Below are 19,561 nucleotides of genomic sequence, written 5' to 3'. Positions count from 1 at the left end.
TATTTGGATTAAAAAAGAAAGTTATTTTTTTAAATCTTGTGCTACTTTTTCCAACTCTTCATACCATTGTATTCCAAATTTTCGAACCAAGGCTTCTTTGACAAATTTATAGATAGGAACTTCTAATTCTTTCCCAAGCGAACAAGCATCTGAACAAATGTGCCATTTGTGATAATTAACTGCTGCAAAATCAGAATATTCTTTAACCCTTATAGGATACAAATGACATGAAACTGGTTTTTTCCAGTCTATTAACCCTTGATTATAAGCTTGTTCAATTCCACAAAGAGCAGTTTGCTTGTCAAATATTACATAAGCACAGTCTTTTCCCTCTATCAAAGTAGTTTCAAATTCACCGTCTTCACCTGTTACAAAAGTTCCTTGTTCTTCAATGGCTTTGATTCCTTCTTTACGAAGAAAAGGTTTTACTTTTGGGTAAATTTCTTCTAGCATTTTTGTTTCTGCTTCATCTAAAGGAGCACCAGCATCTCCATCTACACAACAAGCTCCTTTACAAGCTGACAAATTGCATACAAATTCTTTTTCTAGGATTTCTTCTGAGACTATGGTTTTATTAAGTTGAAACATAAACTATATTATTAATTGGCAAAGATAAGCGTTTGATTTCATTAAATGAATACTAGTTTTACAAAGCATGCTGTATTTCTTTACTACTTATTCTTATCTTTGCATAATGAATTTTACTGAGCTAATAAACTGGAGAGATATTTTTACGGTAAGCATGATATTGTTTGCTGTAATCGATATTATAGGTAGTATTCCTATTATTGTAGATTTACGAAGTAAGATTGGACACATCCAATCCGAAAAAGCAACTATAGTGGCTGCCATAATTATGATTGCTTTTCTTTTTTTAGGAGAAGAAATTTTAAAATTAATTGGAATAGACACTAACTCGTTTGCTGTTGCCGGTTCATTTGTCTTATTCTTTTTAGCACTTGAAATGATATTAGGAATTCGTTTATACAAAGAAGACAACCCAACAACAGCTTCCATTGTTCCAATTGCCTTTCCTTTAATTGCAGGTGCTGGAACCATGACAACTTTATTGTCTTTACGTTCAGAATACGCTAAGATTAACATCATAATTGCTATATTAATCAATGTTATAGTGGTTTATATTGTCTTAAAATTATCAGGTAAAATTGAAAAAATATTAGGTCCAAATGGTTTAGGTATTATTCGTAAAATATTTGGTATCATTTTATTGGCTATTTCAGTAAAATTATTTGGAGCCAATGTCAAACAATTATTTATTTAACACCCTTTAATCTCATATAAAATGAAAATATTTAGCATCGTTGTAATCATTCTAGCCTTCGCATTAATTATATTTAATGTAACAAAAGTTAATTTTGAATCTCCATTTGAGGGCAATAGCAAAGTGGCATTAATTGGTATTATTTCTGGTTTTTGCGCTATCGTTTTAATGTTAATTTTTTTGGTATCCAAAAAAATAGAAGAAAAAACTAAAGATTAATTTAAAAAAATAACTATTTGCTATGTATGATGTTATAATAATTGGAGCTGGTGTTTCAGGAGTTTCTTGTGCTTTAATTTTAGGATCAGCTCAAAATAAAGAATTTGCATTGGATAAAAAAATAGGACTAATAGCTCATCAAAAAGCATCTTCCTTGCAAAATGCTATTTTTAATAATGCTTATGGTATTCCTGCTGGAAAACTTGGATCAGAATTGCTATTAGAAAGCTTAGAACATTTAGAGAACACTTATCCTCATGTGGATCAAATTCTTAAAGAAAAAGTGTTAAAAATTGAAGGTACATTTGAGAATTTTTCAATTACGACGAATAAAAATGTTTATCAATCTAAAATCGTAGTTGTTGCTATTGGATCTGGAAATCCGTTTTTAATTAAAGGTTTAGAACAATATATAATTCCTCACAAAAAAGCACTTGCTGTAAAAAACAGAATACAATTACAAAACGAAGATCATTTAGTTACCGAAGGTATTTATGTTTGCGGAACATTAGCTGGTCATAGGAGTCAATTGACCATTGCTGCAGGAAGTGGTGCGAGTGTAGCTGGAGACATTTTAACGCTATGGAATGATGGTGATCATGCACAGATTCACGATGCTTTAGGGAAGTAATTATTCATTACTTAATCTCCAAAACTTTTTTAATCATAGCATCTTCAGAAAGAATAATTTCATAGTAGCTATTATCATCAAAAAGTTGTTTTACAAATTCAGCATATAAGTATTTCTTAATTTTTTCTTTATCTGAAAAATTCAAAAGAATTCCACTTTCTGAAATATATTGTTTAAAAGCATCTAAATAGTCATCCTTTTCAAGAACTTCCGCTTTTAATAACTTAAAGTCTAGCTCATTAAAAAATGCCCTTTTTTTATCTAGTTGTTCAAAAACAAAATAACTCACCACACCAGATTGCATAATCATTACAGTAGCTTCTTCACCATGTTTGGCTTCAAAAGGCACAAAAACATCTGGTGTAATTCCACCACCACCATAAACTACTCTACCTTTTTTAGTTTTAAACTTTAAACTATCAGCTACTTTTATACTATCAGCTTCATATAATTCACCACTTTGAAAGCGTTTTTCAAATTCGTTAAAATAAGCTTCTCCTTTATCCTCATATGGTTTTTGTATGGAACGTCCTGAAGGAGTAAAATAACGAGCAATGGTTAATCGTACCGCAGAACCATCACCTAAAGGCATTTCTCGTTGTACTAATCCTTTTCCAAAAGAACGTCGACCCACAATAGTTCCTCTATCATTATCCTGAATAGCACCAGCTAAAATTTCACTAGCAGAAGCACTATTTTCATTGATTAGAACATACACTTTCCCATTTTCAAAATCTCCTTTTGATGTAGCAAAAGTTTGATCTTCTGTTCCTTTCTTATTTTTTGTTTTAACCACTAATTCTTTGTCTTTCAAAATTTCATCAGCGATAGCTACTGCCATTTCCAAATAACCACCACCATTATCCCTAAGATCAATCACCAATTCTTTAATCCCTTGTCTTTTAAGCGAAAGTAATGCTTTATGAAATTCATCATAAGTAGTTTCAGCAAATCTATTAATTTTAATATAACCAACCTCATCTGATACTTTTAAAGCAATATCAACACTTTTTATAGGAATCACATCTCTTTTTACTTTAATTTTAAGCTTCTCATTGGTAGCTTTTCTAAAAACTGTAATAGAAACTGTAGAACCTTTTTCTCCTTTTAATTTCGAAAACAAACTATCATTTTGAATTTGCTTGTCGAATAATTGATAATTATCCGCATACAAAATTCTATCACCTGGCTTTATACCAGCCATTTCTGAAGGTCCATTTTTAATAGGTTTAATAACCGCAACTGTGTCTTTATAAACATAAAAATTAACACCAATCCCCACAAAGTCACCTTTCATATTCTCGGTAACTGATTTTAAATCTTTCTTACTAATATAAACAGAATGAGGATCTAAATTTTCCAATATTCCACTAACAGTTAAATCCACTATAGAATCTGTATTTATGTCGTCTACATATTCTCTATCGATAAAATCAATCAGTTTATTAAGTTTATTTCTTTTAGAATTTTTAGTTAAAAAATCTTTATCTTGAAAAGAATTTAATGTACTTCCCAATAGCAAACCTATCGCTACAGCAACTGCAATAAGTATAGGAAGGTATATTTTATTCATTTTCATAGTTTTATTTTAAATCTTCTAACAGCTCTACTTCAACACCTGCTCTTCTCAAAAAATCAACTCCAGAAGTGTCTTTATATTCTTCATGATACACAACTCTTTTAATTCCTGATTGATGTATTAACTTACTACAATCTTTGCAAGGTGATAGCGTAATATATAAAGTCGCATTTTCACATGATTGTGTAGATCTTGCTACTTTTAAAATTGCATTAGCTTCTGCGTGAAGCACATACCATTTTGTTAAATTTTCTTCATCTTCACAGCAATTTTCAAATCCTGTAGGAGTTCCATTATAACCATCAGAGATTATCATTCTATCCTTAACAATAATTGCGCCAACTTGTTTTCGCTTACAATATGACAGTTGACTCCACTCTTTTGCTATTCGCAAATAAGCCTTATCGTATTTTAATTTCTTATGTTCCATTTTATCTATTCCAAATTTCACTTCCAATTATCATTGGAACAACTACACCTATTATAAAAGCTGACATTACCAATGCCCAATCTCTTTTTGAAAACCTAAAGAAAGTTTGCACAATATAAGCTAAAACAAGCACTACAAAAACAACAATAATTTGAGCCGTTTCAATCCCTAAAGCAAACTCTAACAATGGAAGTAGTTTATCCGAAGTTTTTCCTGGCAAAATGCTATTAAAGTAATTTGAAAAGCCTAACCCATGGATTATTCCAAAAAACAACGTTATTCCTGCAACAAAAGTAACACTCTCGTTTTTAGAAGATTTTCCAGCTGTAAAAAGATGAAAAACAGCTGTCACTAAAATAGTAATAGGAATTAAAAACTCCACCAAAGATGCTCTGACAGAAACAATACCAAAAACTGACAAAAGTAATGACAATGTGTGACCTAATGTAAATAAAGAAACTAGTAAAAAAACTCTCTTCCAGTCCTTGAAGGCATAAGGCACCATTAAAGCAATTAAAAACAAAACATGGTCGTAAGCATGAATATCTAAAACATGTGTAAGACCTACTTTAAAATACAACCAAAACTGAGACATAATTATTATTATTTTTGGGGAATTCAAACATACAATTTATTTTATAAAAATTAAATCGCTTTATGAAAAGCTTGACAAAATTTATTACAAATTGCAAAGTAACTATCAAAATTTATTTTTTTGCTTGTTTTAAAAGCTAAATTATATGTAATTTTGTCCAACTTTTAAAAAAAAACGATATGTCATTTTCAGATTTATTTGATAACGAATTTAAAAATAGAAATAAAGGCCATTTTTCTTCAATTGTTAGAGTTGCCTTATCCGATGGAGAATTAACAGTAGAGGAACGAGAATTCTTAGACAAATTAGCGACTCGTCTTGAAATCTCTACATCAGAATATGAAGAAATTTTAGAAAACCCAACTAAATACCCTATTAATCCTCCAGTACTTCACGTAAACAGATTAGAGCGTTTGTATGATTTAGCAAGAATGGTATATGCTGACCACATTTTAGGACCAAAACAAAAGCAAATTTTAACTCGTTTTGCATTAGCCTTAGGTTTTACACCAAGTAATGTAAACTACATCGTTGACAAAGCATTATCTTTATTAGTATTAAATGTTGATTTAGACACTTTTATATACGAAATTCAACATATGAATAAATAAAAAAAAGCTCTGAAAATTTCAGAGCTTTTTTTTAAACATTTTTCATAAACTCTTCGGCTTTTTCAACCATATTTTTACTTCCACAAAAGAATGGAACTCGCTGATGAAGTTCTTTTGGGTCTAGTTCCATAATTCTTTTAAATCCATCTGAAGCCTTTCCTCCTGCTTGTTCTGCAAGAAAAGCCATTGGGTTACATTCATATAATAACCTTAATTTTCCATTAGGTGCTTTTGAACTAGTAGGATAAATATAAATACCTCCTTTTATCATATTTCTATGAAAATCTGAAACTAAACTACCTATATAACGAGAAGTGTATGGTCTATCTCCTTCTTCCATTTGGCAGTATTTCAAATAATTTTTTACTCCTTGCGGAAAATGAATATAATTACCTTCATTTATAGAGTATATGTTTCCATCAGGTGAAAATTGCATATTTGGATGAGAAAGATAAAAAGTACCAATTGCAGGATTTAGTGTAAAACCATTAACACCATGACCTGTTGTATAAACAAGCATGGTTGAAGTTCCGTAAATCACATAACCCGCAGCTACTTGATTCACTCCTGGTTGTAAAAAATCTTCTATCTGAACGGGAGTTCCTATAGGAGTTATTCTTCTGTATACTGAAAAAATAGTTCCAACAGATACATTGACATCAATATTAGAAGAACCATCTAAAGGATCCATTAAAACCACGTATTTATTATTATGTCCTTTATCTGAACCTGCAACAGTAATAAAATCGTCATTTTCTTCAGAGGCAATTCCACAAACAATTTCTCTATTAATTAAAGTTTGTATAAATGTTTCATTTGCAAAAACATCTAATTTTTGCTGATCTTCTCCTTGAATATTTTGTTCACCAGCCGCTCCTACAATATCTACTAAACCAGCTTTATTAACCTTATAATTAACCACTTTTGCTGCTAAACGAATAGAATTAATAATTCTAGATAATTCTCCTGTAGAATATTGAAAGGAATTTTGGTGTTCAATTATAAATTCACCAAGTGTTGTGTTTTTTTCTTCCATTACGAAAACGATGTAGTTGTGTTTAAGTGGCAAATATCGGTTTTTTTTACAAAAGAATTTAATACTTTATTATAATTATAATTTTGACAAATAAAACAATGAATCCTTACTAAAGTTAATTTTTAAAACAAAATGCACTAGTAAACTTAACCGTAAGTGGCATCCTCCAATTATAAAAACTATAAATATACCTTACCGAAATTTAATACAGAAATATAAAAATTTGTTACAAAAATACTGTTTTGTTATAAAATATAAAATTATGTGTAATTTTGAAGGTTGAAATTAAATAAATTTCCTCCATTGTTATCCAAAAAAACAATAGTAATTTAGCTTGAAAATAAACAGAAATGATAATTAGAAAAGGAACTATAAAAGACATGCCCTCAGTATTACTTTTAATACAAGAATTAGCAGAATTTGAAAAAGAACCAAATGCAGTAGAAATATCAGTCAAAGACTTAGAAAAAGATGGCTTTTCAGAAAATCCTTTGTTTCAAACTTTTGTGGCAGAAGTAGAAAATGAAGTTATTGGAGTAGCTTTGTACTATTACCGTTATTCCACTTGGAAAGGTAAAACGATTCACTTAGAAGATTTAGTAGTAAAAGAAAATAAAAGAGGTACAGGTGCAGGTTTTGCCTTATACTCTGAAATTATCAAGCAAGGATACAAAGAAGGTGTAAAAAGAATTGAATGGAATGTTTTAGATTGGAATACCAATGCTATTCATTTTTATGAAAAAAGCGGTGCAAGCATTTTAGATGATTGGAAAGTAGTTCAAATGAATGAAAAAGGAATATCAAAATTCATATCAAAATTAAAATAATAGTTAACCCTAAAAGTGAACCTTAATTAATTCACAAAACAATAAGTGCTTTAGTATGAAAATTTTCAAATTTGGTGGTGCATCTGTTAAAGATGCGGATGGTGTTAAAAATGTAACTTCTGTATTAGAAAAAGTAGGTTATAAAAACACATTAATTGTTGTTTCAGCAATGGGTAAAACGACCAACTCACTGGAAGTAATTATTAAAAATTATTTTGAAAAATCAAACCAGTTAAATGCTTCCGTTCAAGAAGTTAGAAAATATCACAATCAAATTTTATTAGACCTTTTTGATGATGAAGATCATGAAGTTTTTTTTACTGTTAATGCTCATTTTGATGATTTAGAATATTTTTTAAGGAGCAATAAATCACCCAATTATAATTTTGTTTATGACCAAATTGTAAGTTATGGTGAAATAGTTTCGACTACTATTGTAAGTTATTATTTTAATGAAAGAGGATTAAAGAACTCTTGGTTAGATGTTAGAAATTTAATAAAAACAGATACAAACTACAGAGATGCAAATGTAAATTGGGAGCAAACTCAGAACTTAATAACTAAAAAAATAGAAAAGAACGAACTATATATAACACAAGGATTCTTAGGTTCTGATCCAAATAACTTTACTACTACTCTTGGACGTGAAGGTTCAGATTACACTGCTGCAATTTTTGCTTATTGCTTAAATGCAAAAAGTGTAACAATTTGGAAAGATGTACCTGGAGTTTTAAATGCAGATCCACGTTACTTTGAAGAAACTTCACTTTTAAATCAAATTTCATATAGAGAAGCCATTGAATTAGCTTTTTATGGAGCTAGCGTAATTCATCCGAAAACTTTACAACCTTTACAAAACAAAGAAATACCATTATTTGTAAAATCATTCATTAATCCACTTTTACCTGGAACTAGTGTTTCTCAAGGTGCTGATTTAGAACCTCATTTACCTTGTTATATCATTAAGAAAAATCAGTTATTACTTTCGCTTTCTTCTCTTGATTTTTCCTTTATAATGGAAGAACATATTAGCGAGATATTTGCTTTATTCCACGAACACAAATTAAAAGTAAATTTAATTCAAAATTCAGCTATTAGTTTTTCAGTTTGTATTGAAGATAAATTCCATAATTTTCAAGAAGTAAAAAGTATATTAGAAAAGAAATTTAAGATTGCATATAATGAAAATGTATCTTTATACACGATTAGACATTTCGATCAAAACGCAACTCAAATAGTAGAAACAAACAAAACGGTTTTACTTAAACAAATTTCAAGGGAAACATTACAAGTTGTAACCAAAGAATAATAACCTTATCGATTTATACAATAAATTAATCCATAAATACTACTTTTGAAAAATAGGAGTTATCTATTTATGATGAAAAAGTGGTTTTTATGGATTTTTTTAATACTATTTTCTGCTAGTTTTGCTCAGGAAGTACAAAACCATTATCAGACAAAGAAAATAATAGCAACAAAAGACACTATTTTTTTAGAAAAAGTAAGTATCAATCCTTCTTTCTTTCAAATTGAAGATAAAAACAATAAAACAGTTGATTCTTTGTTTTACAAAGTCGACTTTCAAAAAGGAATGCTGCTCTTTAATGAAAACTACAAAAACACAGATACATTAACTGTCAATTATCTAAAATTCCCAGATTTTTTAACAAAAGAATATTCCATTTATGATGACAGTAAGGTGGTTCCTAATGAAGCAGGCAAACTATACGCCATAAAAACCCAAGACAAACAAGAGTTTAAACCTTTTGATGGCTTAAATACATCAGGAAGTATCTCAAGAGGCATAACTGTTGGAAACAATCAAAACACAGTAGTAAACTCAAATTTAGATTTACAAGTAACTGGTAAAATTTCTGAAAAAGTCAGTTTAAGAGCTTCTATTCAAGACAGCAACATACCATTACAAGAAGGTGGTTATTCTCAAAAATTAGATGAATTTGATCAAATATTTATAGAATTATTCTCAGACAAATGGAGTATAAAAGCAGGTGATTTATTTCTCGAAAACAGACAATCTCAATTTTTAAATTTCAATAAAAAAGTACAAGGATTATCCACAAAATTCACATTGGGAACACTCGAAAATAAAACGGATATTTTTGCTGCTGCTGCTCTGGTCCGAGGTCAATATGCTAGAAGTACTTTTATTGGGCAAGAAGGCAATCAAGGTCCTTATAAATTAAAAGGCAACAATGGAGAACTATTTGTTTTAGTTGTTTCTGGTTCGGAAAGAGTATATGTTAATGGTGTTTTACTTGAACGTGGCGAAAACAATGACTATATCATAGACTATAATGCTGGAGAAGTGATTTTTACCTCACTTTTTCAAATTACCTCAGAAATGCGAATTATAATTGAATATCAGTTTTCAGATAGGAATTATACTCGATTTGTCACTTATTCTGGTGTAATGCATGAACAAGAAAAATTTAAAATAGGAGGATTTGTATATTCTGAGAATGATATAAAAAATCAGCCTTTACAGCAAAACTTATCTGAAGAACAAGTCGCTATCTTAAAAGATGCAGGAGACAATCCTAATCTTATGAATGCTCCATCAGCCTATCTTGATTCATATTCAGAAAATAAAATTTTATACAAAAAATCATTTATTGGAACTACAGAAATTTTTGAGTTTTCAAACAATCCAAATGATGAACTATATAATGTGAGATTTACATTCATTGGACAAAATCTTGGAAACTACATTTTATTAAATAATAATGCCGTTGGTAAAATTTATGAATACATTGCTCCAAATGCTGGTATTCCTCAAGGCAATTATGAACCAATTATTCCTTTAATAGCTCCAGACAAAATCCAAATTGCTACCATATTAGGTAGCTATAATCCATCAGAAAAAACCAATATTGACTTTGAATTAGCCTTAAGTAATAATGATAAAAATTTATTTTCCTCAATAGACGACACTAACAACAAAGGTATTGCAGGAAAAATAAATTTAAATAAGAGAATCTATTCTGGAAAGTATAATGTAGATAGTTTTGGCAATTTTCAATTTATAAATAGAGACTTCAAAACTATTGAACGTTTATTTAATATTGAATTTAATAGAGATTGGAATTTAAGCAATCCATTAGGCAACCAAAGCTTACTGACCACAGGCATGAACTTAAATTTGAAAAAAAATGGATTTACAAAATACCAATTCGAAAAACTAGACTTCTCAGAAAATTTTTCTGGAAACAGGCACATAATTGAATCCTTTATAAAGTTCAGAAAAACAACTTTGAATACAAATTTTAGCACATTAAATAGTACTAGTTCAATTGCAAATTCAACTTTCATTCGGAATCAATCTCAAGTAAGACATCATTTTCATAAAAATTGGATTGGTAGTTCTTTAAGATTTGAAAACAACAAAGAAAAATTAATTCCTTCAAATGAGTTTACCAATTTAAGTCAGCGATTTATTGAATACGGTGCTTTTGTTGGTAGAGGTGATTCTACAAAAGTTTTTACTGAAATAGGTTACTTAAACAGAACTAATGATAGTTTACAAAACGGACAAATTAATCGGGTAAATCATTCTGACTCCTATTATTTAAAATCACAATTAATTAAGAATTCAAAGAGTAGCTTGAACGTTTTTATCAACTATCGTAATTTAAAATACGAAGATGAATCTAAAAAAAACGAACCTTCTTTAAATTCAAGAGTTTTATACAATAACAACCTATTTAACAACTTGTTACAAACCTCAATTGCTTATGAAACTACATCAGGAACTATAGCACAACAAGAGTTTACTTATTTAGAAGTAGAACCAGGACAAGGTGTTTATACTTGGAATGATTACAACAACAATGGTATTCAAGAATTACAAGAATTTGAAGTAGCTACTTTTACAGATCAGGCTAAATTTGTTAGAGTATTTTTACCCAATCAAATTTTTATAAGAACTCATCAAAATAAGTTCTCACAATCTTTAAACTTTAATGGTTCTATTTGGCAAAATGAAACTGCTTTTAAGAAACTGCTCTCCTATTTCTATAATCAAACCTCTTTTTTAGTTGAACGAAAAATAGCAAGAAATGAAAATGACTTCGATTTAAACCCATTTTCAAACAATGAGAATATCATTGGTTTAAATAACAGTTTTAGAAATAGCTTATTTTACAATAGAGGCAAACAAAAGCACTCTATGATATACACATATTTAAACAGTAAGATTAAAAGCCTTTTAAATGTTGGTTCTCAAGAAAATAATATATTTTCCCATCAATTTCAATATAATCATTTAATTGCTAAAAGCTGGTTAATACAATTAAAATCAAGCTTAGGAAATACAATTAGTACCTCAGAAAATTATTCAAGTAGAAATTTTGATATTAATAATAATGATATTAATCCTAAACTTTCTTATTTATTCTCAAAAAATGCTAGTTGGGACATTTTTTATGAATACAAAAGTCAAGAAAACACCATCAATGCATTAGAAAAATTGGAACAAAATAGAATAGGCACTTCATTCTCATTTAATAGTGAAAAAGGCTTTACATTAAATGGAGAGTATTCTCTTTACAATAACAATTTTTCAGGCAATCAATTGTCACCTGTTGCCTTTCAAATGTTACAAGGACTACAAGCAGGCAAAAACAGTGTCTGGAGATTACTTCTTCAAAAAAATATTACCAAATATCTAGATATAAACATTAATTACCAAGGAAGAAAATCAGAAACTAGTAAAACAATACACAATGGAAATATCCAGTTAAGAGCGTTTTTTTAACGTTTAATTTCAATAAAGTCTGATAAACTTATTAACTTTACTTAATTTTAATTTTTCATCCTTTACCAATGAAGAAATTATTAGCTATTTTTATCCTTTTACTTGCTAACACAACTTGTTACTCACAACTTAGCAACAAGCATTGGATTCCACCCTTACATTCACGTGATAATGGAACAGTAAATGATCATTATATCTATTTATCTACACCAGAAACAACGGCCTTTCAAGTTACTGTCACATTAGGAAATGGAGTTCCAATTGGAGGCTCACCTTTTATAATATCTCAAACCACACCTGTAAGAATAACAATAGGAAATAGCCAACCTTCTTCAATGTTTTTAAACAGAAATGATGTAAATACGGTTCAATCAGATAAAGGGTTAATTCTAGAAGCTTCAAAAGATTTTTATGTAAGCTTTAGGGTTCAATCTCAATTTCATGCTGAAATACTTGTTCCAAAAGGAAAAACTGCATTAGGAACCGCTTTTAGAATTGGAAGTGTTCCACAACAATATGATAGTACAATACGAAACTTTGTAACTAGTTTTATGGCTACAGAGGACAATACTAGTGTAAACATTTCCGATTATGATGCTGGTGTAACCTTTGTATCAGCCTCAGGAAACATTAATACTTCTTCACAAACTTTTCTTTTAAACAAAGGACAAACTGTGGTTCTTTCTGGATATACAAATGTTATTGCTAATCAGAAAGGGTTTATTGGAGCCTTAATAACTTCTAACAAACCTATTGTCGTTAATACTGGGAATGCAACTGGTGGTACTGGACCTGATCCTGGTACTGGAGTATCTGGACAAGATTTTAATTTAGATCAAATCGTTGGTTTTGACAATATTGGACAAAAATATGTTGTAGTTAAAGGAAATGGAAGTGACAACTCCGAACTACCCCTAGTTATTGCAACTGTTAACAATACAGAAATATTCGTAAATGGGAGCACAACTCCTATAACCACTTTAAATGCAGGTGATTATTTTACCATTCCTACATCTAATTATCAAGGAATAGGAACTAATAACAATATGTACATAGAGAGTAATCAACCTATTTATCTTTATCAAATTTTAGCTGGAAACACAAACGATGCAACTTCTGGTTTAAATTTTATTCCGCCATTAAGTTGTTATTGGCAAAAAAGTGTTAACATGATTCCTCAATACAATGTTATTGGAAATAAATCTTTTAATAATAGTGGTATAATAGTTGTTACAGAGTCAGGTTCCATAGTATCTATAAATGGAATTGCCACTACTTCTTCTCCACAACCAGTAATTGGAAATGCTGGTTGGGAAACCTATCGAATTGATGGAATTAATGGAGATATTGTGGTAGAATCTACAGGAGCTTTAGCCGTTGGTGTTTTTGGCTCGGATGGACAATCAGCAGGTTATGGAGGTTATTATTCTGGCTTTGGAAGCCAACCAAGAGACACTTTTATTGATGTGTGCTCAAATGCTACTATTGATTTATTTGATGCCATTGAAGGTAATCCTTTACCTGGAGGGACTTGGAATCCAACTTTAGCTAGTGGTACTAACATTTATGATCCTGTTAATGATACATCTGGAATTTATGAATATACGTATGATGTTACATGTGATGGATTTACCGTAACGGAATCAGTAAATATAGAGGTAACTATTCAAACTGCTCCAGATGCTGGAACTAGTACTTCAAAATCGTATTGTATTACTGATGCAAATGACGACTTATTTCTTTTATTAGGCACAACTGATACATCAGGTATTTGGTCATTCAATGGAGCACTAAGACCAGACGGAACAATCAATCCATCAGTAGATGTATCAGGAGATTATATGTATACTATTCCTGCAACTGATGCTTGTGAGGCTGTTTTTTCGACCGTGTCTGTTACCATTGATCCTGTTCCACAAATTACATCCATTACTCCATATGAATTGTGTGATAACAATGTAGATGGGAATGATGTTAATGGATTTGTAAATTTTGTCTTGAATTCCAAAAATGCAGAAGCTTTAAATGGGCAAACAGGTATGATTGTTTCTTATCATTTATTGGAAACTGAAGCATTACAAGGAATGAACCCTTTACCTAATCTATATTACTCGGACTCAAAAACCATTTATGTTAGACTTAGAAATACTAGTACCCAATGTTATGCTGTAACTAGTATGGATTTAGTAGTGAACCCACTTCCAGTGATACAAGATATAGTGACTTTAAAGCAATGTGATACTGACAATGATGCGATTACTAGTTTTAATTTAACTGAAGCAAATAGTATTATTTCAAATGACACCAATTTAGTTTTTAGCTATCATTTAACACAAACAGAAGCTACAAACAATACAAATCCTATTTCTAATGAAACCAATCATACAGCTACAAATGGAAGTGTAGTTTGGGCAAGAATAACAACTATAAAAGGCTGTTCAAGGATAGCAAGAGTTAATTTAGTCGTTTCAGCTACTTCACTTTCTCAAAATGATAGTTTTGATATATATGAATGTGATGACTTTATTGGTATAAATGATACTAATACAGATGGGTTTGATTACTTTAATCTAAATGACATTTCTAATCCTTCAAAAGACGCTGTTTTTCATTTTAAAAACTTATTTACTACCAATCAAAATTTAGTAGTTACTTTCTATGAAAATGAAGCAGAAGCTTTGGCTGAACAAAACCCAGTAAATATTAACAATTACAGAAACACTACACCAAATACACAAACGCTTTGGGTAAGACTAGATAGCACTATAAATAATGAATGTTTTGGATTAGGGCCTTACTTAAACTTGCATGTTGTTACAACTCCAGAAATTAATTTAGGATTAGATTTTACCCTCTGTGTCGACCCTTTTACTGGTTTAGGCACTCAATTAGTTGATGCTACTCCAAGTACGTCTGGAAACTATTCTTACTTATGGACACCAACAAACCCATCAACAAATGGATTAGGAAATGAAACTCCAATTTACAATATTACTCAAGAAGGTATCTATTCAGTTATTGTAACTGATAATGTTACAGGGTGTATTAATTATGATAGTATTATTGCCACTTTTTCATCAGAACCAGTACATTTTGAAGCTAATATCATAAACCCAACTTTTTCCTCTGGTTTGTCAACTATTGAAACAATAACTTCAGGTGGATATGGCACATATGAATATAGTCTTGACCAAATTGAATGGCAATCTAGCTCTACTTTTACCAATATTTCAAATGGTAGTTATACTGTTTATGTAAGAGATATTCTAGGTTGCGGTATTTTATCATCAAGTTTATTATATGCTATAACTTACCCAGGTTTTTTTACTCCAAATGGTGATGGTTATAATGATTTTTGGAACATAAGTAACTTACCAGAGTCATTCGAACCTAAATTATATATTTTTGATCGTTACGGTAAATTAATTAAACAAATTAGTCCTAATGGAGAAGGTTGGGACGGAACTTATAATGGAGAATTGTTACCTTCAACCGATTATTGGTTTAAGTTAGAATATAAAGACAATGGCTCCTTAAAAGAATTTAAATCCCATTTTAGTTTAAAAAGATAATATGCAAGCAACTATAACAACAAATATTCAAGATAATATTGCCACAATTTCATTTTTTCATCCTGCTGGAAACTCATTTCCTAGTAGCCAGTTAGAGCAACTAACTCAAGAATTAAATTCTGCTGGCAAATCAGATGTGATTTCAGTAATTATTTTAAAGAGTGAAGGAACTGGTGCCTTTTGTGCTGGAGCTTCTTTTGATGAATTACTAGCCGTTACTAATTTAGAAGAAGGCAGTAAATTCTTCTCAGGGTTTGCTAATATAATTAATGCCATGCGTAAATGTCCAAAATTAATTATAGGGAGAGCACATGGAAAAGCTGTTGGAGGTGGTGTAGGATTACTGGCAGCTTGTGATTATGTTTTTGCTCACAATAATGCTGCTGTAAAATTATCAGAATTAGCGATAGGAATAGGACCCTTTGTAATAGAACCAGCTGTCTCAAAAAAGATAGGAAAAACGGCAATGGCTGAAATGACATTAGAACCAACAGCATGGAAAAATGCAAATTGGGCCCTTGAAAAAGGCTTGTTTTCTAAAGTTTTTTCAAGTGTTGAAGATTTAGATGGTAACCTAGCCTCTTTTGCAGAACAATTAGCAAGCTACAACCCTGATGCTTTAGTAGCAATGAAAAAAGTGTTATGGGAAGGAACTGAAAACTGGGATAGTTTATTATTTGAGAGAGCGGCTATTTCTGGGAGATTAGTATTATCTGATTTTACGAAAAACGCATTGTTGCAGTTTAAAAAATAGTCATTAAAAAAGATTCAAATACTGTTTATTCCTTAGTGGAACAAGTTACTGTGTAACGCGGAAAGTGGGTCGATTTTCTGCTGAAAAGTATTGTTATGCTCTTAAAAAATTATAATTTTCTCGTTTTTAACCAACCTGTTATACTCAAACGTTCTCTTTGAACAGGTTTTACTTCGTGTTCTAGTATTTGGCTTTCAAAGACAACCATTCTACCTTTTAAAGGGAAGATATTTATGCTCTCTTTTTCTTTGTAAATGGCTAATTCTCCTCCAAAGTCTTCTTGCCAATCTTCCTCATTTAAATAGCAAACAATAGATAGCTTTCTACTGTCATCATTTTGAAAAGTATCTAAGTGTCTTTTATAAAAAGTTCCTATTGGATATAACGCATAATGAAACTCACGTTCTTGTATACCTAAAAAACAAGTCCTATTTAGATAATTCGTAAAATGTTCTATTTTATCGAAAAAAATAGATTCAGCTTCATTTTTTTGAATTTCATCTATCCATGAAATAAAATCACCTCTAATGGTTTTAATGATTTGTTCATTGAATTGATTTCCAATTGCCGCTTTTTTAAATTCGTCTTCGTCATATTTCTGCAAAAGACTTTCACGAAGGTGTTCTACATCTTCTATGGAGAAAAAATGATCTACAACACTATATTGCTTTTCTAAAAGATCTTGAATGACCTTTTCATACATTGGAATTAAAACAAATTCGCTCATAATTATATTCAAAAAAGTGAGCAAATATAGTGTGAAAAAGGATGCGAAAAACAACAATTAAAATTTAGTAACTTTGTATGAAATTTTAGGAATAATAAAGATGAGTAAAATAAGAATAACAAAACAATTTTCATTTGAAACTGGTCATGCTTTGTATGGTTATGATGGCAAATGTAAAAATGTTCATGGACACAGCTATAAGCTTTCTGTAACAGTGATAGGTACACCTATTACTGATACTTCGAATGTTAAATATGGAATGGTAATCGATTTTACTGATTTAAAAAAAATTGTAAAAGAAGAAATCGTTGATATTTTTGACCATGCAACAGTTTTTAATAAAAACACACCTCATATAGAACTAGCCAAAGAGCTAAGCGACAGAGGACATCATGTTATTCTAGTGGAATATCAACCGACAAGTGAAAATATGGTAATTGATTTTGCTAAAAAAATAAAAGATAGGCTTCCAAATTACATTAAATTACATTCCTTGAAATTACAAGAAACTGATACTTCTTTTGCAGAATGGTATGCTTCAGATAATTTATAAAAAAGCAAAACCCTTAAAGTAAATCTTTAAGGGTTTTTTAATTTAATGATATAACTGCAACTTAATTTAATACAATTATTTTTTGATGATTAAGAACTCAGAACGTCTGTTTTGAGCATGTTCTTCATCGGTACACTTATCGCACTGTACTTTTAATTCACTCTCTCCAAATCCTTGACCTGATATTCTTTCTTTATCAATTCCTTTAGAAATAATATATTGAACAGTTGATTTTGCTCTTCTTTCTGATAGATCAAGGTTATATTTGTCTTTACCTCTGCTATCGGTGTGTGATTTTGCAAATATTACCATGTTAGGATGCTCGTTCATCACCACTACTAGCTTGTCTAGTTCTTCTGCTCCTTGAGCTGTGATATTGCTTTTGTCGTATTCGAAGAATATTGGTTGAAGGATAACTTCTTTCTCTGTAATTATAGGTTTAACAGGTTCTAAATAAGCTTCTACTAAAGCAGATCCGTTTGGCGAAGCGGGCATTGTAAAAATTCCGTCTTCAAAACCTTCTTTAGATACTTTAAAAGTATATACTTTTTCACATTCAACTTCGTAACTTTGCTGACCAGTACCATCACTATTACTCGTCGCAATTAAAGAGTTAGTATCATCTAATACATTTATAAGTGCACTTTCAATTGTCTTTCTAGTTGTCGCATTTCTAACCATAACAATTGCATTTACACCACATACTGGATTTGCAGTATATAAATTATCTACTCCATCTCTATTACTTGAGAAAATAGCTACTTTTTTTGATGTATTAAAACTAAATGCAAAATCATCCTTTTTAGTATTCACAGGAGCTCCAATATTGACAGCTTCTGAACCTACATTTAAATCAATTTCAAAAATATCTAAACCACCAAAACCTTCTTTTGTATCAGAAGAAAAATAGAGTATATTTTCACTTGTAATAAAAGGAAAACTTTCATCTCCAGGTGTATTTATTTTTTCACCTAAATTTTCAGGAATTCCATATTCGTCTTCAGAAACACTTACTTTCCAAATATCTTCTCCACCAAAACCACCAGGCATATCTGAAGAAAAGTACAAGGTTTTACCATCTTTACTAATGCTAGGGTTACGTAATGAGTATTCTGTACTATTTATAGGTAATGCTTTTAAATCCGACCACTTGCCATCTTTTTTAATCGCTTTAAATAAATACATTCTACTAAATTTAGACTTTTTATCCTCTGATTTTTCGAACTTATTATCATTAAAACTTTCACTTGTAATATACATTATTGAACCGTCTGTAGAAACAGTTGCTGGTCCATCATGCCATTTAGTATTTACGCTTTCTACTAAAGTTGGCTGACTCATAGTTCCATCTTCATTATATATAGCTTGGTACATATCCAAATAAGGCTGATCATTCCATCCAGAGGTCTTTCTAGCTTCATTTCTTGCACTAGCAAAATAAATAAAACTATCATCCGTTAATATTGCTCCAAAATCAGATCTACCACTACTTATTTCTGATAGTTTAATATCAAATAGTGGTCTTTTAGCTTTTAAAGCTGTTAAATAATTTGGATTATTTTGAAAATTAATGGCCCTTTCATCATTAGGTTTTAATTCAGCAAATTGTTGCATTTGCTTTTTAGCCTCATCATAATTTCCTTCCGCTTTTAGCATTTGAGCATATTTATAATAAATTTCTGCTTCTTGTTGTTTTTCTTCAACAAGTTTTGCATACCATTTTATAGCTTCTGTAGTATTAAAAACGTTATAATAACTCTCTGCTAATCTTTTTTGAACATAACTATCTTCATATCCTTTTTCTGTTAATTTTAAATAGGCTGAAGCTGCATCTATGTATTCAAATCGATTAAATAGTTTATCGGCATCTTTAGTTTTTGAGTTTTGTGCACTTAGCAATCCACTAGCGATTACAAAACTTAATGTTATATATAGTTTTTTCATTTCTTTATCGCTTTTAAATTAAAA

Annotated in this window: 17 protein-coding genes; 10 read left to right on the top strand and 7 right to left on the bottom strand. The window is 30.2% G+C overall.

Annotated features, from left to right (window positions below):
* Positions 1–21 precede the first annotated feature (21 nt).
* Positions 22–588 carry a DUF3109 family protein gene (locus FIA58_RS12805; RefSeq protein WP_140962882.1) on the bottom strand — a complete coding sequence of 189 codons (567 nt, stop codon included), beginning with the start codon at positions 586–588 and terminating at the stop codon, positions 22–24.
* Between the two features lie 106 nt (positions 589–694).
* On the opposite strand from FIA58_RS12805, the gene FIA58_RS12800 reads away from it, so the two are divergent.
* The 3 genes from FIA58_RS12800 to FIA58_RS12790 are packed head-to-tail and all read left to right on the top strand — an operon-like array spanning position 695 to position 2,132.
* Complete coding sequence (locus tag FIA58_RS12800; RefSeq protein WP_140962881.1) at positions 695–1,282, top strand: MarC family protein; 588 nt, start codon at positions 695–697, stop codon at positions 1,280–1,282.
* A 21-nt stretch (positions 1,283–1,303) separates the two neighbouring features.
* Positions 1,304–1,501, top strand: a complete 198-nt coding sequence (locus FIA58_RS12795) for a hypothetical protein (protein ID WP_140962880.1) — start codon at positions 1,304–1,306, stop codon at positions 1,499–1,501.
* 22 nt (positions 1,502–1,523) lie between these two features.
* Positions 1,524–2,132 (top strand): FAD-dependent oxidoreductase, encoded by a 609-nt coding sequence (locus FIA58_RS12790; protein ID WP_140962879.1) that lies wholly within the window; start codon positions 1,524–1,526, stop codon positions 2,130–2,132.
* Between the two features lie 7 nt (positions 2,133–2,139).
* Here the strand turns inward: FIA58_RS12790 and FIA58_RS12785 are convergent, their stop codons facing one another.
* From FIA58_RS12785 to FIA58_RS12775, 3 genes are read right to left on the bottom strand one after another with little or no spacing between them, the layout of a single operon-like run.
* Positions 2,140–3,711, bottom strand: a complete 1,572-nt coding sequence (locus FIA58_RS12785) for a S41 family peptidase (protein ID WP_140962878.1) — start codon at positions 3,709–3,711, stop codon at positions 2,140–2,142.
* 4 nt (positions 3,712–3,715) lie between these two features.
* A complete protein-coding gene (locus FIA58_RS12780; protein ID WP_140962877.1) occupies positions 3,716–4,141 on the bottom strand; it encodes a deoxycytidylate deaminase in 426 nt (141 codons plus the stop codon).
* A 1-nt stretch (position 4,142) separates the two neighbouring features.
* A complete protein-coding gene (locus tag FIA58_RS12775) occupies positions 4,143–4,736 on the bottom strand; it encodes a HupE/UreJ family protein (RefSeq protein WP_140962876.1) in 594 nt (197 codons plus the stop codon).
* A gap of 179 nt (positions 4,737–4,915) precedes the next feature.
* Here FIA58_RS12775 and FIA58_RS12770 point away from each other — a divergent pair, with 179 nt between their 5' ends.
* Positions 4,916–5,347, top strand: coding sequence for a tellurite resistance TerB family protein (locus FIA58_RS12770; protein ID WP_140962875.1), 432 nt, complete (start codon positions 4,916–4,918; stop codon positions 5,345–5,347).
* Positions 5,348–5,378: 31 nt separating this feature from the next.
* On the opposite strand, the gene fbp is transcribed toward FIA58_RS12770, so the two are convergent.
* Positions 5,379–6,383, bottom strand: a complete 1,005-nt coding sequence (gene fbp, locus FIA58_RS12765; protein ID WP_140963031.1) for a class 1 fructose-bisphosphatase — start codon at positions 6,381–6,383, stop codon at positions 5,379–5,381.
* A 350-nt stretch (positions 6,384–6,733) separates the two neighbouring features.
* On the opposite strand from fbp, the gene FIA58_RS12760 reads away from it, so the two are divergent.
* From FIA58_RS12760 to FIA58_RS12740, 5 genes are all read left to right on the top strand, one after another.
* Positions 6,734–7,210, top strand: coding sequence for a GNAT family N-acetyltransferase (locus FIA58_RS12760; RefSeq protein ID WP_140962874.1), 477 nt, complete (start codon positions 6,734–6,736; stop codon positions 7,208–7,210).
* Positions 7,211–7,265: 55 nt separating this feature from the next.
* Complete coding sequence (locus tag FIA58_RS12755) at positions 7,266–8,519, top strand: aspartate kinase (protein ID WP_140962873.1); 1,254 nt, start codon at positions 7,266–7,268, stop codon at positions 8,517–8,519.
* Between the two features lie 69 nt (positions 8,520–8,588).
* On the top strand, positions 8,589–11,987 hold the full coding sequence (locus tag FIA58_RS12750; protein WP_140963030.1) for a hypothetical protein: 3,399 nt from the start codon (positions 8,589–8,591) through the stop codon (positions 11,985–11,987).
* A gap of 68 nt (positions 11,988–12,055) precedes the next feature.
* Positions 12,056–15,559, top strand: coding sequence for a T9SS type B sorting domain-containing protein (locus tag FIA58_RS12745; protein ID WP_140962872.1), 3,504 nt, complete (start codon positions 12,056–12,058; stop codon positions 15,557–15,559).
* A 1-nt stretch (position 15,560) separates the two neighbouring features.
* On the top strand, positions 15,561–16,313 hold the full coding sequence (locus FIA58_RS12740) for an enoyl-CoA hydratase/isomerase family protein (RefSeq protein WP_140962871.1): 753 nt from the start codon (positions 15,561–15,563) through the stop codon (positions 16,311–16,313).
* 109 nt (positions 16,314–16,422) lie between these two features.
* Here the strand turns inward: FIA58_RS12740 and FIA58_RS12735 are convergent, their stop codons facing one another.
* Positions 16,423–17,040 carry a 2OG-Fe(II) oxygenase gene (locus tag FIA58_RS12735; protein ID WP_140962870.1) on the bottom strand — a complete coding sequence of 206 codons (618 nt, stop codon included), beginning with the start codon at positions 17,038–17,040 and terminating at the stop codon, positions 16,423–16,425.
* Between the two features lie 100 nt (positions 17,041–17,140).
* Between FIA58_RS12735 and FIA58_RS12730 the strand changes: the two genes are divergently transcribed.
* Positions 17,141–17,593, top strand: a complete 453-nt coding sequence (locus FIA58_RS12730) for a 6-pyruvoyl trahydropterin synthase family protein (RefSeq protein WP_140962869.1) — start codon at positions 17,141–17,143, stop codon at positions 17,591–17,593.
* Positions 17,594–17,668: 75 nt separating this feature from the next.
* Here the strand turns inward: FIA58_RS12730 and FIA58_RS12725 are convergent, their stop codons facing one another.
* A complete protein-coding gene (locus FIA58_RS12725; protein ID WP_140962868.1) occupies positions 17,669–19,537 on the bottom strand; it encodes an OmpA family protein in 1,869 nt (622 codons plus the stop codon).
* Between the last annotated feature and the right edge of the window lie 24 nt (positions 19,538–19,561).

It is taken from the genome of Flavobacterium jejuense (assembly GCF_006491595.2).
In the GTDB taxonomy this organism is placed as follows: Bacteria; Bacteroidota; Bacteroidia; order Flavobacteriales; family Flavobacteriaceae; genus Flavobacterium; species Flavobacterium jejuense.
The sequence above is the reverse complement of the archived record's forward strand: the minus strand, read 5'-3'. Positions and strand labels throughout refer to the sequence as shown.